The sequence below is a fragment of the Faecalibacterium sp. An121 genome (assembly GCF_002160915.1).
In the GTDB taxonomy this organism is placed as follows: Bacteria; Bacillota; Clostridia; order Oscillospirales; family Ruminococcaceae; genus Faecalibacterium; species Faecalibacterium avium.
This window is the reverse complement of sequence record NZ_NFLM01000001.1, coordinates 264,718-284,766: the sequence shown is the minus strand read 5'-3', so window position 1 is coordinate 284,766 and position 20,049 is coordinate 264,718. Positions and strand designations below refer to the sequence as shown.

The window sequence follows — 20,049 nt, the reverse complement described above, 5'->3', positions numbered from 1 at the left end:
CCTGTTTATTTTACCACATCCGCTTTTGCTTGTCAAGCTCTTTTTTGAAGCTTTTCGCAAGCTCTTTTGCGTTTTGTGGGCGCCCCGTGGAGCGCTCGAATATAATACTACACCCGGGGGCTTTTGTCAACCCTTTTTTGCAAAAAAAGACAGACTTTTCCTTTCTTTTCTTCCCTACATCCCCGCTCCCCTATTCTGGACAGAAAAAGGGCCGCCTATGCAGCACACAGGCAGCCCAATGTTTGCCAGGGCCAAAAGCCCTGTATCCTTATACTTATAATAGGTAGTGTCAGGTGTTGGAGGTGACCACCGGCTTGCCGTCCTTATCCAGCAGGACCGTCAGCCCTCCCGTGTTTCCATTTCTGTGGTACAGATAGTTCACACCGGTCTCGGTGTCCACCCAGACCTCCACCACATCCAGCGCCCCCTGCGTATACACTTTCTTAAAACGTTCCATACCGGTGATCTCCTTTTCTCAACGGATCTCGATGTTCAGCTTGTACTTCAGGTTGCCCAGGATCTTCTTGATGGCACGGTCCACCTGCTCGGCATCCAGCTCGGCCTTGGGATCGGCCAGCACCACCGAGAAAGCCATACTCTTTTTGCCCTCGCCCAGATTCTTGCCGCGGTAGATATCAAACAGGCTGACGCCGCTGACCAGGGGGCTGGCCTTGCGGATGGTGTCCTCGATCTCCCCGCAGGTGACCGCCTCATCGCAGACCAAAGCCAGGTCCCGCTTGACCGGCGCATAGGGGCTGATGGGCTGGTAGTGCAGATCGTTCTCGGCACAGTCGGACAGCGCCTCATAATCCAGCTCGGCCAGATAGATGTTCTGGTTCTCCTTCTCATCCTTGGCGATCTTCAGCTCGGCGTTGATCTCATTGGACAGCTTGCCAAAGACACCCAGACGCTTGCCCTTGCACCAGACCGAAGCGGCGATGCCAGGATGCAGCCAGGGCGTACCGGTCTCCCGCTCATAGGTGAAACTGAGGCCCAGCGACGCAGCCAGCGCCTCCAATGCGCCCTTGACGGTGAAGAAGTCCTCCCCGGGCCCAAAGACGCCCATGCAGAGGGTCTGACGCTCGTCGGGGCGTTCGGTCAGGGGCAGGCTCTTGGGCAGATAGACGGGGGCCATCTCAAACAGGCGGCCGGCGCCGTTGCCCTTTTTCAGGTTGTCCACAATGACATTGAGCATGGAGGGCGCCAGCATGGTGCGCATCACCGACAGATTTTCACTGATGGGGTTGAGGATGCGGATCACCTTGCGGGCAGGGTCATCTGCGGGGATGTGCAGCATATCCAGCTCAGCGGTGGAATAGAACGCCAGGGTGGACGCCTCGAAGAAGCCCTGACCGGCCAGCATCCGCTTGACCTTGAGGGCGCGCTTCTGCTCGCTGTTCAATCCGCCATTGGTGATGGCTCCTGTCTTGAGGAAGGTGGGCACGATGTGGTCATAACCATATTCCCGGATGACCTCCTCGGCCAGGTCGGGATAGCCCTCCACGTCCTCCCGGTAGGGCGGGACGCTGACCTTCCACTGGCCGTCCTCCACCGTCACTTCAAAGTTCAGGCGGGTCAGAATGTCGATCATATCCGGATCGGGCACGCGGATGCCCAGAACGGCGCAGATCTTTTCGGGGGTGGTGGTGATTACCTTGCGCTGGGTGGAGCGGCCGTCGGTGCAGTCAAAGGCCAGAGTGGTGATATCGCCGCAGTCCAGCTGCTGGATCAGGTGCAGGGCGCGGGCCAGGCCCAGCTGGGGAGAACTGAAATCCACACCCTTCTCATAGCGGGCCGAGGAATCGCTGGACTGGCCCAGGGCGCGGCTGGTCTTGCGCACCGAGTCACGGGCGAAGGTGGCGCACTCGAACAGCAGGCTGGTGGTGTTCTCATCCATCCCCGAGTTGGCGCCGCCCATGACGCCGGCCAGGGCCACAGGTTTTTCCGCGTCGCAGATCACCAGGTTGTTCTCCCCCAGGGTGAACTCTTTTTCGTCCAGGGTGACGATCTTCTCCCCGGGACGGGCGCGGCGGACGTCGATGCAGCGCCCAGCCACCTTGTCCAGGTCGAAGGCGTGCATGGGCTGGCCCATCTCCAGCAGGGTGTGGTTGGTGATATCCACCACGTTGCTGATGGAGCGCAGGCCGCACAGGGCCAGATGCCGCTTGAGCCACCGGGGCGACTGGCCCATCCGGATGTTGCGGACGTAGTGGGCCATATAGCGGGGGCACAGGTCGGGGGCCTCCACCGTCACCGAGATGGGAGCGTCGGGCTCGCACACGGTCTGGTAATCGGTGGCGGGCATATGCAGGGGCTTGTGCAGCACCGCAGCCACCTCCCGGGCGATGCCCAGGATGGACTGGCAGTCGGGGCGGTTGGCGGTGATGGAGATGTCAAAGATGGAATCATCCAGACCGACGATGGGGCAGATGTCCGCGCCGGGGACGGTGTCCTCCGGCAGGATCAGCAGCCCATAGACGTCTGCGCCGGGGTACAGGTCATCGTTCAGGCCCAGCTCCTCCCCCGAGCACAGCATACCGTTGGATTCAAAGCCCTGCATCATCCGCTTTTTGATCTGGATGCCGCCGGGCAGAGTGGCGCCGTCCAGAGCGGCGGGGACATGGGCCCCCACAAAAATGTTGGGCGCACCGGTGGTGATGTGGATCTCATGGCCGTAGTCGCCGCAGTCCACGATGCACTTGCTCAGGTGGGTGCCCTCCTGTTTTTCGATGGAGGTGATGACACCCACCACCACCTTGTGGATTTCAGCGGACAGGTCGATCCGCTCCTCCACCTCAAAGCCGCAGGAAAAGAGGCGGTCCTCCAGCTCCTGGGCCGTAATGTCGATCTCTACCAATTCCTTCAACCAGCTGAAAGGTACTTTCATCTTAACCCATCCTCCCTCTTATTCATGGAACTGCCCAAGGAACCGCAGGTCGTTCTCAAACATCAGACCGATGTTGTTGATGCCGTACTTCAGCATGGCGATGCGCTCGATGCCGATGCCGAAGGCGATGCCGGAGTAGACCTCGGGATCGATGTTGCAGTTGCGCAGCACCTTCTGGTTGACCACGCCGCCGCCCAGGATCTCGATCCAGCCGGTGTGCTTGCACAGGCTGCAGCCCTTGCCATGGCAGGCAAAGCAGCTGACATCCACCTCGACGCTGGGTTCGGTGAAGGGGAAGTAAGAGGGACGCAGACGGGTGCGCACCTCGCTGCCGAACAGGCGCTGGACGAACACGTCCAGCATACCCTGCAGATCGCACAGGGTGATCCCCTTGTCCACCACAAGGCCCTCCATCTGGTGGAACATGGGGCTGTGGGTGGCGTCCGAATCCGAACGGAACACCCGGCCGGGCACCAGCACCTTGATGGGGGGCTTTTCGGCGTCCATGGTGCGGATCTGGCCGGTGGAGGTCTGGGTGCGCAGCAGCAGTTCGTCGGACAGATAGAAGGTATCCTGCATATCCCGGGCGGGGTGATCCTTGGGCACGTTCAGCCGGGTGAAGCAGTGATCGTCGTCCTCGATCTCGGGGCCTTCATAAATCTCAAAGCCCATCCCTGCAAAAGCGTCGATGATCTGGTTGCGCACCAACGTCAGGGGATGCAGCCCGCCAGTGGGACGCACCTTGGCGGGCAGGGTGATATCCACCGTTTCGGCGGCGTTGCGGGCGGCCAGCTCCAGCTGGTTGACCCGGGCGGCTGCCTGGTCATAATCCGCCTGCACCTTCTGTTTCAGCTGGTTGACGGCCTTGCCCATGGCGGGACGGTCGGCGGGAGCCACCGTGCGCAGATCCTTCATCAGGGCGGGGATCTGTCCGTTCTTGCTCAGGTACTTCTGCCAGAAAGCCGCCAGGGTCTCTTTGGAGGACACCTGCGCCAGGTCTGCCTGGGCCTGCTTTGCCAGCTCATCTATGATTGCCTGCATACATTTCCTCTCCTTTTTCAAAGCTCTCTCGTTGCTTCGGGACGGAACAGAAAAGGGCCCCGTCCCCTGCCGGCCAAAGCCAGCCAAGGGACGGAGCCCTGTCGAATACTCCGTGGTACCACCCAAATTCCGCGCAGGTGCGAAGCTGCACGGCACTCAAACGCCGTAACGGGGCACGCCGTCCCGCACTACCGGGCAGCCGAAAGCCGCCTTTCCCGCAGGCCGCTCGGGAGCGAACTTCCCCGCTGCCGCCTCCGGGAGCCCTTTCAGCCGGTGGAGCTCCTCTCTGGGACCAGGCGCGCCGCGGATACTTTCTCCGTCATCGCGTTTTATACATCGCTTTGCTTATAGTAGCACAAAACGCCGGCTTTTGCAAGCGCCGCCCGACAAAAAAGAGGACGCCCCCGCCGGGAGGCGTCCCTTTTGTATCACAGATGCCGCGCAGCCGGACCGCTCCGTCACGGAGTCAGACGGTTGGGACCGCGGAACAGGAACATGCATTCCTTGATGCTCAAGCCGACCAGCAGCATGGTCAGACGGTCCACGCCCAGGCCAAAGCCGCCGTGGGGCGGGCAGCCGTAGCGGAAGAACTCCAGATAGAACTTGATGTCCTCGCCCAGGCCCTTCTCCTCCGCCTGCTTTTTCAGCACTTCGTAGCGGTGCTCACGCTGGGCGCCGGTGGTGATCTCCACCCCGCGCCAGATCAGGTCATAACCCTGGGGCACGCCGTTTTCGTCCCGCATATGGTAGAAAGCCCGCTTGTCGGCGGCATAGTCGGTGACGAACAGGAACTCATGGCCATAGTGCTTTTTGACCCAGTCGTAGCTCAGGCGCTCGGCCTCGGTGGTCAGATCGCCCTTTTCCGACTCATCCACCGTGTAGCCAAAGTCTTCCTCCAGGCCCTTGTACAGGTCGGCCAGCTTGACCACCGGGAAGGGAGTCTCCGGCACCACCACCGGCAGGCCGAAGGTCTCCTCGATCTCCTGGCCGTAGGCGTCCTTGACCGCCTGCAGAGCGGCCTTCAGCAGGCCCTCCTCCATCTGCATCACGTCCCGGAAGGAATGGATGTAGCTGAACTCCAGGTCAAAGCCGGTGAACTCGGTGGTATGCTTGTTGGTGTAAGACTTCTCGGCACGGAACACAGGCCCTACCTCGAAGATCCGCTCAAAGCCGCTGGCCATAGCCATCTGCTTGTAGAACTGCGGGCTCTGGGCCAGGTAGGCATTGCGGTCAAAGTAATCCACCTTGAACACTTCCGAGCCGCTCTCGCTGGCAGCAGCGATCAGCTTGGGGGTGTGGATCTCGATGAAGTGGCGGTCCAGCAGGTACTGCCGCATGGCGGCCACCATGACGGTCTGGGCCTTGAACATCAGCTGGTTCTCGTCGGTGCGCAGGTCGATCCAGCGGTAATCGATCCGCTGGTCGATGCTGGAGCGCTCCACCGCCTTCTTTTTCTTGGTGGCGGCGATCTCCTTGCGGACGATGGGCAGCGGGTCGGCAATGCTCTCGATCTGGATGGTGTCGGGGATCATCTCGATGCCGCCCATCTTGACATAATCGTTGGCCATCACCTTGCCCACCACCGTGATGACCGAGTCGCCGGTCAGCCGGTCGATGGTGTCCACCAGATCCGGGTGATCTTCTTTTTCAATGGTGATCTGCAGCTTGCCGGTGATATCCTTCAGCACGATGAAGGCCATCGCCTTGCTGCTGCGCAGATTTTCAATGAAGCCCTGGACCTTGACGGCCTCGCCGATGTGCTCCCGGACTTCGGAAATATAGGTTCGATCCATTCCAATCCTCCCCATTTGATGACCTTGCGCCGGTCATATTCCATACAATAAGCCAATAGCTTTTCTTATTATACTGTATTTCGGCGCAAAATCAAGCGGGAATCTTGATTTCAGCCGGCGCTGTGCGTCTCTCAGTCCTCGTCCTGCTGCTGGGGCGGCACATCGGGCCGGGTCTTTTCCACCACGGCCGTATCCACGCGGTGGCCCGCCACGTTTTTGACGTTGATCCTGAGGCCATAGCCCTCGCAGGTGAACTGCTCCCCTTCGTCGGGCACCCGGCCCACGATGCCGCACACCAGACCGTTGAACGTCTCGTGCTCGTCGGTGGGCAGCTGGACATCCAGCTTTTCAGCCACTTCCTCCAGGTCGGCCGAACCGCGGATCTCCCAGCGGCTGTCGCCCAGCTGGCGGATCTCCACCTGGCGGACGGTGTCCTCGTCATCCATGTCGCCCACCAGCTCTTCCATCAGGTCGTGGACCGTCACGATGCCGCTCATGCCGCCGTACTCGTCGATGACGATGGCAAAGTATTTGCGCTCCTGCTTCATCCGGCTGAACAGAGCGTCGGCCCGGATGCCCTCAGGCACAAAGAAGGGTTTATCCACGGCGTTCTTCATCACCGAACGGCGGGACAGGTCGTCCAGCCGGAAATAATCCTTGGTATTCAGCACGCCCACCACATCGTCCTGGCTCTCGCCGCACACCGGGAAGTAAGTATAGTGGCTGTCCCGGATGGTCTTGGCCCAGACGTCCATATCGTCCTCCAGGTAGAGGCACACCACATCCCTGCGGCGGGTGCTGACCTCCTCGGCAGTGGTATCGTTCAGTTCAAAGACGTTCTGGATGATCTCGTTTTCGTCCGTCTCGATGGTACCCTGCTGGGCGCCCTCCATCAGCTTCATCTTGATCTCGTCCTCGGTGACGATCTCCTCATTCTGGTTGGGGTCGATGCCCAGGGCCCGCAGCATCACGTTGGTGGAAGCGGTCAGCAGCCAGACCAGAGGCGCGCAGATCTTGGACATGAAAAAGAGGATGCCCGCCAGGCTCAGCGAGAGGCTCTCGGTCTTTTTCATCGCCAGGCGCTTGGGCACCAGCTCGCCAAAGACGATGCTGAAATAGGTCAGCACCAGGGTGATCAGCACCACCACGGCCGAGTGCAGGGCGCTGCGGGGAATAGCCACCCCCAGCGAAAGGATCAGGTCAACGATGGGATCGGCAAAGTTTTCCGCCGCAAAGGCGCCGCCCATCAGGCCGGCCAGGGTGATGGCCACCTGAATGGTAGCCAGGAACTTGGAGGGCTGCTCGGTGAGGGACAGCAGCTTTTTCGCGCGCTTGTCGCCCTCCTCCGCCAGCATCTTGAGCCGGCCCTCGCTCATCGAGATCACCGCGATCTCCGAACTTGCAAAAAGCGCGTTGACCGCGATCAGAACGGCTTGTAAAATCAAAGCACCAATCATAACAATTATTTCTCCTATCTATGTCATAAAATTTTTGAACGCAAAAAAGCACAGCCCGCAGCTTGAAAAAGCGCAGACTATGCCTTATAAATTCATCCGATTCATAACACGCCGAGGAGAAACAAAGGCGGCCGTATGGGGATCCCCATCCGAACTGTCTTCCATCGAGCTGTTGCACCTCCCTTTCTGTACAAATTGAGGTCATTATACCACACACAAAGGGAAATGTCAACTTGTATCCATCAGGCGGGCAGTTCCGCCCCCAAATGATCTGCGATGCGCTGCCGGTCCAGCCCCTCCCCGATGACGATGATGACCTCCTGTCCCTGGGAGATGGGCCGGAGGGTCAGACTGTCCGGGGTGGCGTTCAGCTCCAGCCACCCGTCCTCTGCTGGCAGGAAGCCCTTGACCCGGAAGATCCTGCCGCAGGCCGCGTCCGACCACAGATCCTTCACCCGCTGGCGCAGCGTCGGGGCCGGCAGGTCCACATGGAGGAAATAGGCCGACTCGAAGCCCCCCGCCGTTTCCAGCGTGCGTTTGGGGCAGGTGGCCTGCTTCCAGCCGCAGGCCGCCAGGCGGGCAAAGTCCCGGTCGGTGAGCTCATCCCAGTTTTTGGCCAAAACGTCCTCCCCGCCGGAAAACCGGCGGCTGCATCCCGCCGCTTCCAGTGCCCGGTCCAGATGGGCCACCGTGGCGGCGGCCCGCCCGGCGCCGGCCTCCTGGGTCCGGCTCAGCACGACGCAGCCGGCGCTGGCAGCCTCGCTGGCCAGCAGGTATTCCGCCTCTCCGGACAGGTCCTCCTCCAGGCAGGCGTCCAGAATGGTGATCACGCTGCCCGGCTCATACCAGCGGTCCACCGGGGATTCACAGAGGGCGTCAAAGAACTCATCCACGTCATAGATGCCCGACGGCTCCACCAACACCCGGTCATAGCCCAGCATCCCCATGGCGATCAGCTTGGTGCGGAACCGCCGCTTATGGCAGTCGGCGCAACACCCGCCCGAGATCATCTCCAGGTCGCACTGGGGGCCTTCCAGCCCCTGCAGCAGCATCATATCCACATTCACCGCGCCATAGTCGTTTTCCAAAATGCCGATCTTCTGCCCCTGGTCCATCAGCCAGCGGGCATATTTCTGGATGAAGGTGGTCTTCCCCGCCCCCAGAAAGCCGGTGATCAAATCGATTTTTATCATAGAAAAGCCTCTCCTGGCAATCATTTTTATGGGTTTGTCCTGCCTTATTATTATAGCACGTTCCCCGCAGAACGCAACCAAGGAGCAAGCGCTTTCAGACTTCTCTTTTTTCCATCCCGGCCTTGCGCTGGGACAAAAGCAGTCCCGCCAAAGTGAGAGCCGTACCCACCCCGGTGCGCCAGGTAAAAGGTTCCCCCAGAATCAGAACAGAAGCCACCAGACGCAGCTGGCCATCGTAGACCACTCGGCGCGTCCCCTGCTTCATCTGTCCGCCCCCTCGCCGTCTGTCCTACCGGTATTATACCATACCACGGGCCGGCAGTCTTGTAAAATAGCTTCAAAAAAACAGCAGGCCGCCCGGGCTGGCGCATACCAGCTGCCGGGCGGCCTGCCGCCTTGGTTTTGTTATACCCGCGTTTCGATGACGCTGTGCCTGATCTGCAGCAGCACAAGCACCAGGCTGACCCCCAGCAGGATGTGGCCGATCCCCGCAATGCCCGAGATGGCTGCATCCAGCCCGGAGGACAGAGGGCTGCCCAGCACCTGCACCACCCCGCGGACCGCCAGCATCAGGGCGGTCAGGTTCAGCCCCGCGTGGTAGACAGCCAGCACCGGCCCGGTCTTGTGGGTGGTGAAGCGGAAGCTCTTTTCCAGTAGGAGAAGCAGCAGGAAGAACACCATACCCAGCAGAAAATAGTGGGTATGCACCACAGAGAGGGCCGTCTTTCCGGTGTAGCCGGTGAACCGGGTGAACTCCCGGTAAAACACCCCTCCCGCCATGGCCAGCACGGCATAGAGAAGGGCGGTATGGATGTAGCGTTTCATGGTCAGTTCTCCTTTCCTTTCTGTTCCTGTTTCATTGCGAAGTAGCCGATCAGCACCGTCCACACATAGGCGCAGGTCTTGGGGATCATCAGCATCCCAATCATGGGCACGGCGTCAGCCCACAACACCACCGGGATATAAAAGCCAAAGCTCAGCACGATGGTCAGCCACATCCAGCGGAAGGCGCGGTCCTTGTGCTGTTTGGCACTGCGGTAAAACAGGCAGATGATCACCAGCCCCAGCGCCGCAAAGGGGACGTTGCGGGCAATGCCCCAGCTGAGGGGCGCGTCCGCGCGCAGCCACTGGTTTTGGGGCATCATGCACAGCAGCACCCGCAGCCCGGCCAGCCCGTACACCGCAGCGGTCAGGCCGCGCCGGCCGGCGATCTGGTAGCGCTTGCGCCACACATGGTACAGCAGCAGATAGAATACCGTCATGGTGATGGATGTGATCCACTTGCCCGCCCCCAGGGCTGCCGTGTAATGTTCCAGCCCGGTGGTGCACAGGGCCACCGCCCGGGGCACCAGGTGGAACGAATCCCCCGCCCCCAGAACCACCGCCATCCAGCCGAACAGCCGGTATTGGCTGCCCGGCCTGCTCTGCCGGATCATCAGCACCCCGATGGTGATGACCGAGATCAAATAGACCGCGTCAAAAAGCGTTTCCATAACAGCCTGCATTGTATCAGCCTCCCTGGTTCTCCCGCCGGGCTTTTCCGCCCGGCCCTGTTATGAACAGTGTTCAAGTTCATGGGCAAAAAAGCCGCCTTGCGGCGGCGCCTCAGTAGAGGGTGCGGCGGATGATCTCCAGCGCCGGGGCATAGTCGAAGTCCTGCCGCAGCATGGCCGAGAGCATCAGAGAAAACAGCACGTCCGCGAACCGTTCCGGCGTGAAGCGGCTGTCAAACGCGCCGGGACGCACCCGGGGGTCCTGCCGCAGCACGGCGCACAGGGCGTCCAGCAGCTGCTGCCAGGCCCGCTGCATCCGGCGCCGCCCGTCCTGCTTTTCGTCGCCGGTAAAGCGCAGGGCGTGGAGGGTAAAAAAGCCCGGATAGGCCCTGCTCCCGTACTCCATCCGCCCATACAGCCAGGACACGCAGGCCGCCGTATCTGCAAAGCCCTCTGTCCCCTGGGGCAGCTGGAAGATCTCCTGCCATACGCTTTCCACCACGGCGCCCACCAGCTCGGCCTTGGAACCGAAATAATTGTAGATCGATCCCACCGACACCCCGCAGGCCTGGGCCACCGTGCGGATGCTCACCGCACCCCAGCCCTGCCGCTGGATCAGCTGGCGGCTGTGCTGCAAAATGTCCTCTCTGGATGTCACCACGGTATTCATACTGTCTCACCACCTCAAACTGAACGATGTTCAGTATAGCATCCCGCCGCGCTTCTGTCAAGGGGGCGGAAAACCTTCCGCTGCACAAAAAAGCAGCAGAGGGGCAGGCCCCATCTGCTGCTTGCGGCTGAATCTCTCTTTTCAGGATGCGCGCTGCCGTGCGGCCCGCAGGACCGACTGGCGGCTGGCCGCCCGGTTGGCGCCCTCGTTCATCACGGTCATCAGCACCAGGATGGCCAGCAGGTACAGCGGCATCAGGCTGATGGTGATGTTTTGGGCGATCAGGCCAAAAAGGGGCGGCATCAGGCAGGTACCCACATAGGCGCTGGCCATCTGCAGGCCGATCACCGCCTGGGAGCGGGAAGCCCCAAACCGGGCCGGGGTGGCATGGATCATGCTGGGGTAGATGGGGGCGCAGCCCAGACCGATCAGGACAAGGCCCGCCTGGGCCGCCCAGCCCGAGGGCAGCAGCATGGCAGCCGCCCCCGCCAGGATGATCCCCTGCCCCAGGCGCACCATCCGTACATCCCCAAGGGCAGTGGTGATAAAGCCGCAGGCCGCCCGGCCCACCGTGATGCCGATGTAGAACAGGCTGACCAGCTGGGCCGCCCGCTCAGCCGAAAGGCCGCTGTGCAGCACCAGGTAGCTGCCCGCCCACAGTCCGGCGGTCTGCTCAACGGCGCAGTAGCAGAAGAAGGCTACCATGGCGTTTTTGGCGCCGGGGATGCGCAGAGTCTGACCCAGGGACAGCGCCTCGCGGGCCTGGCCGTCCTCCTGCTGGCCGGCGGCGCCGGGCTGGCGCTTCCACAAAGGCAGGCTGAAGATCAGGACAGCGGTCAGCACTACCTGCAGCAGGGAGATGTACCGGTAGCCCATCTGCCAGCCCTGTCCGCCGGACAGGGCGTAGCTGATCAGGTTGGGGCCCACCAGGGTGCCCACGCCCCACATGCAGTGCAGCCAGCTCATGTGCCGGCTGGCATAGTGGATCGCCACATAGTTGTTCAGGGCCGCATCCACACTGCCGGCGCCCAGGCCATAGGGCACCGCCCACAGGCACAGCATCCAGAAGGACGTGGAGGTGGAAAATCCAAACAGGGCCGCCGCCGTCAAAGCCACACTGCAGGCCGTCACCCGGCCGGGGCCCAGGGCCCGGGTCAGACGGTCGCTGCCCAGGCTGGAGACGATGGTACCCGCCGAAATGATCATCGAGATCACCCCTGCAAACGAGACCGGCACCCCCAGCTCCCCATAGATGGACGGCCAGGCCGAACCCAGCAGCGAGTCGGGCAGACCCAGACTGATGAAGGCCAAATAGATGACCCCAAGCAACAAATGTACCATAGTGTTTCCTCCTGATGTTCTTTCCTGCGCGCCCCGTGGCCTGCGCGGCCGGACAGGGTTTCCAAGCGTATCTAGAATACCGCCAAGTTCCTCTTGATTCAATCCATAAAACGCCGTATACTATAAAAGAAACGACAAAAAGGAGGCCGACTATGGGTCTGAAAGTCTGCGGGATCAACCCCGATCTGAACATCACCCCCCAGCGCCGGGAGCTGCAGCCCCACGGCACCCTGGATTTCCCCTGCGCAGGCTATGCCGAGTGTTATTCCCCCGACCCCGACCACGCGCTGCCCTGGCACTGGCACGACGATCTGGAGGTCATCTACATCCTTTCGGGCCAGCTGACCGCCGAGACGCCGGGGGTCCGGTACGAGCTGGCCGAGGGGGACTGCATCGCCTTCAACGGAGGGGTCCTGCACAGCGCCAACACCAGCACTTTCTGTGAGATCCGTTCGGCGGTGTTCAGCGCCGATCTGATCACCGGTGGCAAGGACACCGTCTTTGCCAAAAAGTACATCCTTCCCCTGCTGGACTGCTACGCCTTCCGGGCCTTCAAACTGGACCGGGAGGCCGACGCCGGTGCCATCCAGGCGTTCCGGGAGGCCTGCAACGCCCTGGCCGCCGAGCGCCCCGGCTATGAATTTGTGGTGCGGGACAAGCTGTCGGCGGTCTGCATGGCCCTGTACCGCCACTATGCCTCCGATTTCCAGCAGGCGGGGCCGCTCCGCTCCAACCTGGATGAAGTGCGGATGCAGCAGATGCTCACCTGCATCCAGGAGAACTTTTCCCATGGGCTGACCCTGGCGGACATCGCCCGGGCTGCCGGCATCGGCGAGCGGGAATGCCTGCGCTGCTTCCAGAAGACCATCCACATCCCGCCCATGCAGTACCTGCTGAAATACCGCATCATGCAGGGGGCCGACATCCTGCTGGCCCGCCCCGACGAGAGCATCGCGCAGGTGGCCGCGGCCTGCGGCTTTGACAGCCCCAGCAATTTCTCCCAGCAGTTCCGGCGGTTTTACCGCTGCACCCCCCGGGAATACCGCCTGCGGGGGGCCGCCCGCCAGCAGCCATGACAAAAATAAAACGGCAGAGCGCCTTTGTACAGGTGTGCTCTGCCGTTTTTTATGGATTTACCTGTGGGCGTCCCGGGCTTCCTGTTCCCGCCGGACCTGTTCCTGCCGGAGCCGTTCTTTGGCCTGGGCCACCGTCTCCCCGTCTTGGGTCAGGTACTGGTCCACAAAAGCATCCTCGATTTTAGTGTAACCGCCCACCACAGCGTTTTCGATCTTGTCAAACGCCCCTGTCACCTGCCGGGCGATCTTCTCATTGGCTTTGACCAGCTTTGATTTTGCCATCCTGTTCCGTGTCCTTTCTGCGCCGTTCGTTGCCTTACCAGGGCAGCAGCTGATCCAGCAGGCTGCGGCCTGCCTCCAGCGCCCCGTCGATGAAAGCTCTGCCCCGGTCCATCGAATCCTGGATGGCCGCCCCCAAGCCGCCCTGGCCCCTGAACAGTCCCAGGACGCTGCCGGCTGCCACGCCGGCTACGCACAGCAGCGCGCCCGATACGCCCAGGGCCACCACGGCCTTGACGACCGTCTCGGCGGACGCGCCGCCGGTGGCCTCCCGTTGTTCCTGACTGGTCAGGGCGGTGCAGTTGGCGGGCAGCCTGATGGTATCATTGGTTTTCATGGCGATTCTCCTTTTCGTCTGTCTTTCTTAATAAATGGATCGGTTCAGTCTTCCAGGCCGCGGGTCAGCGGGATGAGGCACAGCAAAATCACAATGCCCAGCAGGCCGATCACAATGCCGGCCACCAGTCTGCCCCACACCATGGAGAAGCACATTCCCACGCCCAGCATCAGGGCGCCCAGAATGCCCACCGCAATGCTCAGTATCATCTTGCCCGATACCTGGATGGGCGCTTTGTGCTCCATACGGCGCCAGAGGATGAAGGTGACCAGGGCCATCACGGCGCCCAGGCATCCGAATACCACGCCCGGCCGGAATGCGTTCCATTCCGGAATCAGGGCCATGCACATTCCAAGGGCGAACAGCACGCCGCTGACCGTGCCCAGGATAAGGGTGATAAAACTGCTTTTTTTCATAACACTATAACCTCCTGTCCATGTTCTGCGATCGATGTTCTGCTTTGCATTTTGTCCGGGGCGATCCCGCCTGTCCTGCATTGCGGGAGCATTGTACACCTGTTTTGTTTCCGTTTGGTTAGAATTGTATCCCGCTTCTGTTTATTTTTCGCCCGGCACACAAAAAGCGTGTCGCAAAAGCGACACGCTGACGGCAGGTCTTTTCGATGCAGGTGGTACTTTTTGGCAGAATAGAACAGCGTGGGGTTTTCCGATACACCTTAGGCAAAATAGGCGTTCTGCACCGCCAGCAGCACCCCGGCGCGGCTGGCCGCAAAGTTCAGCCCGCCCTGCAGATAGCAGGTATAGGGGGCCCGCATGGGGCCGTCGCAGCTCAGCTCAATGGTACTGCCCTGGGTGAAGCTGCCGCTGGCCATGATGACCTCGTCGGTGTAGCCCGGCTCAGGGCAGGGTTCGGGGGCGGCATAGCTGTCCACCGGGCTGGCCGCCTGGATCCCCCGGCAGAAGCCCACCAGTGCCTCGGCGGTGCCCGCGTCAAAGCAGGTAACGATGTCGTTGTGGCTGTCGCAGTAGCGGGGCACCGGCTTTTTGCCCACCAGCTCCAGCAGGCACTGGGCGTATATGGTGGTCTTGATGGCCTCGCACACCACCCCCGGCGCATAGTAGAAGCCCATGTACATCTCCCGGGGCGCGTCCAGGGTACAGCCCAGCTCTTTGCCCAGGCCGGGCGCGTTCAGGCGGTAGGCACACTGCTCCACCAGATCCCGCCGACCTGCGATGTAGCCGCCGGTGGGGGCGATCCCGCCGCCGGGATTTTTGATCAGGCTGCCCGCGATCAGGTCCGCCCCCACCTGGCAGGGCTCCTGGGTCTGGGTGAACTCGCCATAGCAGTTGTCCACAAAGACGATGATCGAAGGGTTGGCCTCCTTGGCCACCCGGGCCACTTTGCGGATGGTCTCCAGGTCAAACGCGTTGCGCTGCATATAGCCCCGGCTGCGCTGGATATGGCAGACCTTGGCCCGGGGAGCCGCCGCCGCAATGGCCTGGTAGTCGGGAACAAAATCCGCCCCCAGAGGCACCTCCTCGTAGCGGATGCCGTAGTCGGTCAGGGTGCCGGTCCCCTTGCCCTTGCCGTCTATGCCGATCACACCCTCCAGAGTGTCGTAGGGCCGGCCGGTAGCGGCCAGCAGGGTGTCGCCGGTGCGCAGCAGTCCAAAGAGGGCCACCGCCAGGGTATGGGTGCCGCTCATGAATTGGCTGCGCACCAAAGCATCCTCACAGCCCATGGCCTGAGCAAAGATCTGCTCCAGCTTGGCCCGGCCGGTATCCCACAGGCCGTAGCCGGTGGTACCCAGCATATCGGTGGCCGACATCTGGTTGTCCGCAAAGGCGCGCAGCATCTTGAGCTGGTTGTAGTCGCGGATCTCCTCCGCCTGGCGGAAATAGGGGGCGCACAGCTCCATGGCCTTCTGGTCCAGAACCAGCACCTCGGGTTTATAGTCAAAAAAACGTTCGATCATGGGTCGTATCTATCCTTATCCTTCCTGATTCTGTATCGTGTCCCCCACCTGGTAGGCATACAGCGGGGCGGCCTCGGCAAAGCCCAGCCTGCGGTAAAAGGCCCGGTTGCGGGGTTCGCTGTAAAAAACGCACTGCCAGCCCTCGGCCGACAGGGCGTTGGCCATGGCCACCACCAGCCACCCGCCCAGGCCCTGGCCGCGGCAGGCCGGGTCGGTGTGCAGCAAAGAGAGGTAAGCCTGGCCTTCAAACAGCGCATCGGCGCCCATGGTGGCCCGCAGCCGGCCCTGCCGGTCCCGCAGGCCCCACAGACGCGCCAGACCGTGGTTGACGGTGGTGCAGGTGCGGGAATAAAAGCCGTCGCGGTAGCCCGAATGGGTGGGAAACAGCAGCCCGGCGGCCTCCCCTACCCCGACCTCCCGGTCCGGAACGAAGCCCTCCGGCAAAGGCGGCTGGGGCAGGGCGCCGCCCGGCGGCAGCGTCAGCCCCGTATCCTGGACACCGGGGCGCAGGCCGGGCCAGCCTCGCAGGTCGGCCGGGGTCTGCAGGCAGCCCACCCCGGCAAACCGCAAAAAGCTGTGCAGTTCCTCGGGGTCATCGGGCAGGCCCGACATCCATGCACAGCCGTCCGACAGAGAGAGGGCTGCGCCGCCGGCCAGATACAGCTGCACCGGCGCGCCGCTGTTGCCCGCCCACAGGGTCAGATCCCGCCCCAGCACCGCGCGCAGCATGGGGTCCCTGCGGGCCGCCTCCAAAAAGGCCTGCCGCTGGGCTGCAGTGGCAACGGCCGCGATCATTCCGCCTGCTCCGGCAGGCTGTTGACGATCTGCTTGTAGTGACGGCCCCGCACCTCGAAATTGGGGTACACATCAAAAGAGGCGCTGGCCGGGGACAGGCTGACCACATCCCCGGGGCGGGCTGCGCTGCGCGCCAGGGCCACCGCTTCCTGCATATCCCCGGCATGGAGGATCACCAGACCGCTGTCCTCAAAGCCGGGCTGCTGCCGCACCGCCTCCTCGATCCGGGGACCGGTGGCGCCCATCAGCACCAGCACCTTGACATGGGCCAGGATCTCGGGGGCCAGGGGCTGATAGGGGATCTTTTTGTCGTAGCCGCCCGCGATCAGGATGATCTTCTGCGCAAAGCTGCGCAGGCCCGCGATGGTGCGGGTGGGGCTGGTGGCGATGGAGTCGTTGTAATAGGTGACCCCGTCCAGGGTGCGCACCGGCTCAATGCGGTGTTCCACCCCGGTGAAGGTGCTGCCCACCTTCTGGATAGCCTCGACCGGCACCCGGCCCCAGACCGCCGCAGCGGCGGCCAGCAGGTTTTCAATGTTGTGCAGGCCCCGCAGCTTGACGTCCTTCTGCGCCAGGAAGGGAGTCACCGTCCCGTGCTCGGCCATGCAGAGCATCCCGTCCTCCCGCAGGAACGCGCCGTTGTCGGTCTCATGCAGGCGGGTGAACCACACCTGTTCCCCCTTGCAGTCGGCCTGCATGGCCCGGGTGATGTCGTTCTCATACCCCAGCACGGCCCGGCAGGGAGGCTGCTGGTACAGCAGGATGTTCCGCTTGGCGTCGATGTACTCCTGCATATCCTTGTGGTGGTCCAGGTGGTTGGGGGTCACATTGGTGACCACCGCCACTTTGGGGCTCTTGCGCATACTGATCAGCTGGAAGCTGGACAGCTCCACCACGGCCACATCTTCCGGGGCCACCTGGGGCAGCATGGGCAGCAGCGCCGCCCCGATGTTGCCGCCCAGATGCACGGTGCGCCCGGCCGCCTTGAAAAACTCGCTGATGAGGGTGGTGGTGGTGGTCTTGCCGTCCGAGCCGGTCACCGCCACGATCTCGCAGGGGCAAAAGTCGAAAAAGAGCTCCACCTCACTGGTCACCATGGTGCCGGCGGCAATGGCGTCCTGCAGGGGTTTCTGATAGAACTCAAAGCCGGGGGTGCGCAGGATGATGTCCTGCCCCTTGAACCCGTCCATGTAGTTCTCCCCCAGGCTCAGCCGGATGCCCAGGCGCCGGATGGTATCGGCATACGCGCCGAACTCCTCCACCGACTTTTTCCGGTCGCAGAGGGTCACTTCTGCCCCCAGACCCACAAACTCCTCGATCAGGGTCTTATGGCTGACCCCCGCGCCGATGAAAGCCACCTTTTTGCCGCGCACCAGCGCAGCAAGCTGCTGCTGTTCCTTCTGCATAACAAAAACCTCCCCCGGGGCGTGGCGCCCCAAACTGCCGGTTGATTCAGACACAAGGTCTATTATAGCCCTTTTGGCTGCCGTTGGCAACGAAAATCCCAAAACAGAGCGCAAATCCCTGTTGTTTTTTCGCGGCCTTTCTGCTACACTTGACTTGTTCCGGCCGTCCGCTCGTCTGCACAAGGCTGCGCGGCATGGATCTTTTTCTGATGACATATCTATAAATCATGCTATACAGGATCCCGGCGCGGCGGCCCGCTGCGCCGGTCACGATAGAAAGGAACTGCACCTTGAAACGTTTTCTTGTTCGGCTGACGGCGGCCGTACTGGCAGCCGCCCTGCTGCTGCCCCTGGCGGGCTGCACCCAGGGGTCCGGCGTCAACAGCTTCACCTGGTTTGTGGAGGAGCTGCCCACCAACCTGGACCCCCAGGTAGCTTCGGCCGTATCGGACGTCATTGCCTGCACCAACCTCTGCGGCGGCCTGGTCCGCCTGGACGCCGAGGGCGATCCCCAGAACGATCTGTGCGAGAGCTGGAGCGTTTCCTCCGACGGGCTGGTCTACACCTTCCGTCTGAAAGAAGGGCTGACCTACAAGGCCACACGCGGGGAGGCCACCAGCTACGCCATCACGGCGGAGGACTTTGTCTACGCCTTCCAGCGCATCTTCTCCCCCGAGACCCGCTCCCCTTATGCGGTGGAGTTTTCGGCCATCCAAGGGGGCAGCGCTGCTCTGGCCGGCCTGGCCGACCCCAGCGACATCGGGGTGGAGGCCGCCGACTCCCTGACGGTGGTGTTCACCCTCACCGAGCCGGACGACAACTTTGTTAACAAGCTGGCGCTGCCCGGCGCCATGCCCTGTGACGAGGAGTTTTTTCTCAGCACCGGGGGCAGCTATGGCCTGACCAGCGACACCACCCTTTCCAGCGGCAGCTTTTATCTGTACAACTGGACGTCCGGCGGCCTGTTCCTGCGCCGGGACGTCAGCGGCGGCCTGATCGACTCGCTGCGCCTGGTGCAGAACACCGGTCCGGTCCAGTCCGCCCAGGACCTGATCCTCAACGAGCGCTGCACGGCCGCCCTGGATGACACCAGCACTCCCACCAGCCTGCGCTCGGTCCGCTATTCCGACACCACCTGGTGTATGCTGTTCAACAGCCAGCATCCCGCCTTGTCCAACACGCTGCTGCGGCAGGCTCTGGTCTCGGCGGCCCGGCAGGCGGCTTCCCTGACGGTGGACACCAGCATCTACCAGCCCGCTTCCGGCCTCGTGCCCGAGGGGCTGTCGGTGGGCAGCGTGGACTACCGTCAGACCGCCGGCGATCCCGCCCCGGATCTGGGCAACGCCTACGTCCTCTACCGGGGCGCCCGCCAGACCGTCACCAGCAGCGACCTGATGGGCATTACCATCCTGGTGCCCGAGAGCGCCGGCCTGACCCAGGCGGTGGAATCCATCAACAGCGTCTGGCAGCGGGAATTGTCCCTTTTCTTCTCCATCGAGGAGGTGCCCGATGAAACGTTTGACGCCCGGATGGCGGACGGCGAGTACACCATTGCCATTGCTCCGGTCACCTGCACCGACGGCAGCGTATATACCCTGCTGCGCAGCTTTGGCCCCGACGGCCTGTGCCGCTACGACGACGTGGGCTACGAGACCCTGCTGACCCAGAGCACCACCGCCGCCAACAGCACCGTCCGCTGCCAGCTGCTGGCTCAGTGTGAGCGGCAGCTGCTGGCCGAAGGGCTGGTCCTGCCCCTGTTCGCCCAGCAGAAGCGGCTGCTTCTGGCCGACGGTGTGGAAGGCCTGGTCTTTGATCCCTATGGCCCGGTGCTGGACCTGACCTGGACTGTCAAGAACTGACCTGTTATAAAAAGGAGAGCGTATATGGAGATCCTTCCCCTGCGTCTGCACCCGGAGCTGGCCGCGCAGGCCGCCGAGTGGTTCCATCAAAAATGGGGCGTACTCGCAGAAGATTACCGGCAGAGCATCGACGCCTGCCTGCAAGGCAGGGACGCCGTCCCGCAGTGGTATCTGGCGCGGGAAAACGGTCAGATCGCCGGCGGGGTAGGCGTCATCGAAAACGACTTCCACGACCGCAAAGATCTGTCCCCCAATGTCTGCGCCCTGTATGTGGAGGAGCCTTTCCGCGGGCAGGGCCTGGCAGGCCGTCTGCTGCTGATGGTCTGCGCCGAGATGGCCGCCCTTGGGATCGATACCCTTTATCTCGTCACCGACCATACATTCTTTTATGAACGGTACGGCTGGAACTACCTATGCATGGTGCAGGGAGATGACGGCCTCCCCACCCGGATGTACACCCGCCGGATCCGATGACAAAACCGGCCC

At 62.3% G+C, this 20,049-nt stretch carries 21 protein-coding genes; 4 read left to right on the top strand and 17 right to left on the bottom strand.

Translation table 11 applies throughout. From position 1 onward, the window contains the following. Nucleotides 1-280, top strand: a 280-nt coding sequence (locus B5E66_RS13195) for a hypothetical protein (protein ID WP_206393011.1), incomplete at its 5' end; no start/stop codon positions are given. A gap of 9 nt (nucleotides 281-289) precedes the next feature. On the opposite strand, the gene B5E66_RS01315 is transcribed toward B5E66_RS13195, so the two are convergent. From B5E66_RS01315 to B5E66_RS01270, 11 genes are all read right to left on the bottom strand, one after another. Further along, entirely contained in the window at nucleotides 290-457 is a 168-nt protein-coding gene (locus B5E66_RS01315; RefSeq protein WP_087228162.1) for a DUF6440 family protein, read from the bottom strand. A gap of 18 nt (nucleotides 458-475) precedes the next feature. Further along, a complete protein-coding gene (gene pheT, locus B5E66_RS01310; protein WP_087228161.1) occupies nucleotides 476-2,887 on the bottom strand; it encodes a phenylalanine--tRNA ligase subunit beta in 2,412 nt (803 codons plus the stop codon). Nucleotides 2,888-2,905: 18 nt separating this feature from the next. After that, nucleotides 2,906-3,928: a phenylalanine--tRNA ligase subunit alpha gene (pheS, locus tag B5E66_RS01305; RefSeq protein WP_087228160.1), complete on the bottom strand. Its 1,023-nt coding sequence runs from the start codon at nucleotides 3,926-3,928 to the stop codon at nucleotides 2,906-2,908. Between the two features lie 458 nt (nucleotides 3,929-4,386). Next, nucleotides 4,387-5,721 (bottom strand): aspartate--tRNA(Asn) ligase, encoded by a 1,335-nt coding sequence (gene aspS / locus B5E66_RS01300; protein ID WP_087228159.1) that lies wholly within the window; start codon nucleotides 5,719-5,721, stop codon nucleotides 4,387-4,389. A gap of 131 nt (nucleotides 5,722-5,852) precedes the next feature. Next, nucleotides 5,853-7,178 (bottom strand): hemolysin family protein, encoded by a 1,326-nt coding sequence (locus B5E66_RS01295; RefSeq protein ID WP_087228158.1) that lies wholly within the window; start codon nucleotides 7,176-7,178, stop codon nucleotides 5,853-5,855. A gap of 242 nt (nucleotides 7,179-7,420) precedes the next feature. Further along, nucleotides 7,421-8,371, bottom strand: a complete 951-nt coding sequence (locus B5E66_RS01290; protein ID WP_087228157.1) for a GTP-binding protein — start codon at nucleotides 8,369-8,371, stop codon at nucleotides 7,421-7,423. A gap of 94 nt (nucleotides 8,372-8,465) precedes the next feature. Then, nucleotides 8,466-8,636 carry a hypothetical protein gene (locus B5E66_RS13050; RefSeq protein ID WP_158098299.1) on the bottom strand — a complete coding sequence of 57 codons (171 nt, stop codon included), beginning with the start codon at nucleotides 8,634-8,636 and terminating at the stop codon, nucleotides 8,466-8,468. A gap of 140 nt (nucleotides 8,637-8,776) precedes the next feature. Further along, entirely contained in the window at nucleotides 8,777-9,196 is a 420-nt protein-coding gene (locus B5E66_RS01285; protein WP_087228156.1) for a DUF2871 domain-containing protein, read from the bottom strand. Between the two features lie 2 nt (nucleotides 9,197-9,198). Then, entirely contained in the window at nucleotides 9,199-9,876 is a 678-nt protein-coding gene (locus tag B5E66_RS01280) for a hypothetical protein (RefSeq protein ID WP_087228155.1), read from the bottom strand. 100 nt (nucleotides 9,877-9,976) lie between these two features. Beyond that, nucleotides 9,977-10,534: a TetR/AcrR family transcriptional regulator gene (locus B5E66_RS01275; protein ID WP_087228154.1), complete on the bottom strand. Its 558-nt coding sequence runs from the start codon at nucleotides 10,532-10,534 to the stop codon at nucleotides 9,977-9,979. A 141-nt stretch (nucleotides 10,535-10,675) separates the two neighbouring features. After that, the gene (locus B5E66_RS01270) at nucleotides 10,676-11,875 is read right to left on the bottom strand and encodes an MFS transporter (protein WP_087228153.1); all 1,200 of its coding nucleotides are present in this window, start codon (nucleotides 11,873-11,875) and stop codon (nucleotides 10,676-10,678) included. A gap of 152 nt (nucleotides 11,876-12,027) precedes the next feature. Here B5E66_RS01270 and B5E66_RS01265 point away from each other — a divergent pair, with 152 nt between their 5' ends. Further along, nucleotides 12,028-12,951 (top strand): AraC family transcriptional regulator, encoded by a 924-nt coding sequence (locus B5E66_RS01265; RefSeq protein ID WP_087228152.1) that lies wholly within the window; start codon nucleotides 12,028-12,030, stop codon nucleotides 12,949-12,951. 57 nt (nucleotides 12,952-13,008) lie between these two features. On the opposite strand, the gene B5E66_RS01260 is transcribed toward B5E66_RS01265, so the two are convergent. The 6 genes from B5E66_RS01260 to murD all read right to left on the bottom strand — a co-directional run bounded on the left by B5E66_RS01260 (nucleotide 13,009) and on the right by murD (nucleotide 17,704). After that, the gene (locus B5E66_RS01260) at nucleotides 13,009-13,233 is read right to left on the bottom strand and encodes a hypothetical protein (RefSeq protein WP_087228151.1); all 225 of its coding nucleotides are present in this window, start codon (nucleotides 13,231-13,233) and stop codon (nucleotides 13,009-13,011) included. 34 nt (nucleotides 13,234-13,267) lie between these two features. After that, nucleotides 13,268-13,567 carry a hypothetical protein gene (locus tag B5E66_RS01255; RefSeq protein ID WP_087228150.1) on the bottom strand — a complete coding sequence of 100 codons (300 nt, stop codon included), beginning with the start codon at nucleotides 13,565-13,567 and terminating at the stop codon, nucleotides 13,268-13,270. A gap of 44 nt (nucleotides 13,568-13,611) precedes the next feature. Beyond that, the gene (locus B5E66_RS01250; RefSeq protein WP_087228149.1) at nucleotides 13,612-13,983 is read right to left on the bottom strand and encodes a hypothetical protein; all 372 of its coding nucleotides are present in this window, start codon (nucleotides 13,981-13,983) and stop codon (nucleotides 13,612-13,614) included. 260 nt (nucleotides 13,984-14,243) lie between these two features. Then, complete coding sequence (locus B5E66_RS01245) at nucleotides 14,244-15,503, bottom strand: methionine gamma-lyase family protein (protein ID WP_087228148.1); 1,260 nt, start codon at nucleotides 15,501-15,503, stop codon at nucleotides 14,244-14,246. A 15-nt stretch (nucleotides 15,504-15,518) separates the two neighbouring features. Continuing rightward, nucleotides 15,519-16,298, bottom strand: a complete 780-nt coding sequence (locus B5E66_RS01240) for a GNAT family N-acetyltransferase (RefSeq protein WP_087228147.1) — start codon at nucleotides 16,296-16,298, stop codon at nucleotides 15,519-15,521. After that, on the bottom strand, nucleotides 16,295-17,704 hold the full coding sequence (gene murD / locus B5E66_RS01235) for a UDP-N-acetylmuramoyl-L-alanine--D-glutamate ligase (protein ID WP_087228146.1): 1,410 nt from the start codon (nucleotides 17,702-17,704) through the stop codon (nucleotides 16,295-16,297). Before murD ends, B5E66_RS01240 begins: the two co-directional genes overlap by 4 nt. Nucleotides 17,705-17,994: 290 nt before the next feature. Here murD and B5E66_RS01230 point away from each other — a divergent pair, with 290 nt between their 5' ends. Next, the gene (locus B5E66_RS01230; RefSeq protein ID WP_242958052.1) at nucleotides 17,995-19,563 is read left to right on the top strand and encodes a peptide ABC transporter substrate-binding protein; all 1,569 of its coding nucleotides are present in this window, start codon (nucleotides 17,995-17,997) and stop codon (nucleotides 19,561-19,563) included. Nucleotides 19,564-19,587: 24 nt separating this feature from the next. Then, nucleotides 19,588-20,037 carry a GNAT family N-acetyltransferase gene (locus B5E66_RS01225; protein ID WP_087228144.1) on the top strand — a complete coding sequence of 150 codons (450 nt, stop codon included), beginning with the start codon at nucleotides 19,588-19,590 and terminating at the stop codon, nucleotides 20,035-20,037. The last annotated feature ends 12 nt before the right edge of the window (nucleotides 20,038-20,049 follow it).

Excerpts from the sequence above, each read along its gene's own strand:
- B5E66_RS01245 (WP_087228148.1), bottom strand. The coding sequence starts at position 15,503 with ATGATCGAACGTTTTTTTGACTATAAACCCGAGGTGCTGGTTCTGGAC.
- B5E66_RS01225 (WP_087228144.1), top strand. The coding sequence starts at position 19,588 with ATGGAGATCCTTCCCCTGCGTCTGCACCCGGAGCTGGCCGCGCAGGCC.
- B5E66_RS01295 (WP_087228158.1), bottom strand. The coding sequence starts at position 7,178 with ATGATTGGTGCTTTGATTTTACAAGCCGTTCTGATCGCGGTCAACGCG.
- B5E66_RS01255 (WP_087228150.1), bottom strand. The coding sequence starts at position 13,567 with ATGAAAACCAATGATACCATCAGGCTGCCCGCCAACTGCACCGCCCTG.
- B5E66_RS13050 (WP_158098299.1), bottom strand. The coding sequence starts at position 8,636 with ATGAAGCAGGGGACGCGCCGAGTGGTCTACGATGGCCAGCTGCGTCTG.
- B5E66_RS01315 (WP_087228162.1), bottom strand. The coding sequence starts at position 457 with ATGGAACGTTTTAAGAAAGTGTATACGCAGGGGGCGCTGGATGTGGTG.
- murD (WP_087228146.1), bottom strand. The coding sequence starts at position 17,704 with ATGCAGAAGGAACAGCAGCAGCTTGCTGCGCTGGTGCGCGGCAAAAAG.
- B5E66_RS01290 (WP_087228157.1), bottom strand. The coding sequence starts at position 8,371 with ATGATAAAAATCGATTTGATCACCGGCTTTCTGGGGGCGGGGAAGACC.
- B5E66_RS01280 (WP_087228155.1), bottom strand. The coding sequence starts at position 9,876 with ATGCAGGCTGTTATGGAAACGCTTTTTGACGCGGTCTATTTGATCTCG.
- B5E66_RS01265 (WP_087228152.1), top strand. The coding sequence starts at position 12,028 with ATGGGTCTGAAAGTCTGCGGGATCAACCCCGATCTGAACATCACCCCC.
- pheT (WP_087228161.1), bottom strand. The coding sequence starts at position 2,887 with ATGAAAGTACCTTTCAGCTGGTTGAAGGAATTGGTAGAGATCGACATT.
- B5E66_RS01285 (WP_087228156.1), bottom strand. The coding sequence starts at position 9,196 with ATGAAACGCTACATCCATACCGCCCTTCTCTATGCCGTGCTGGCCATG.
- B5E66_RS01260 (WP_087228151.1), bottom strand. The coding sequence starts at position 13,233 with ATGGCAAAATCAAAGCTGGTCAAAGCCAATGAGAAGATCGCCCGGCAG.
- aspS (WP_087228159.1), bottom strand. The coding sequence starts at position 5,721 with ATGGATCGAACCTATATTTCCGAAGTCCGGGAGCACATCGGCGAGGCC.
- B5E66_RS01270 (WP_087228153.1), bottom strand. The coding sequence starts at position 11,875 with ATGGTACATTTGTTGCTTGGGGTCATCTATTTGGCCTTCATCAGTCTG.
- B5E66_RS01275 (WP_087228154.1), bottom strand. The coding sequence starts at position 10,534 with ATGAATACCGTGGTGACATCCAGAGAGGACATTTTGCAGCACAGCCGC.
- B5E66_RS01250 (WP_087228149.1), bottom strand. The coding sequence starts at position 13,983 with ATGAAAAAAAGCAGTTTTATCACCCTTATCCTGGGCACGGTCAGCGGC.
- pheS (WP_087228160.1), bottom strand. The coding sequence starts at position 3,928 with ATGCAGGCAATCATAGATGAGCTGGCAAAGCAGGCCCAGGCAGACCTG.
- B5E66_RS01240 (WP_087228147.1), bottom strand. The coding sequence starts at position 16,298 with ATGATCGCGGCCGTTGCCACTGCAGCCCAGCGGCAGGCCTTTTTGGAG.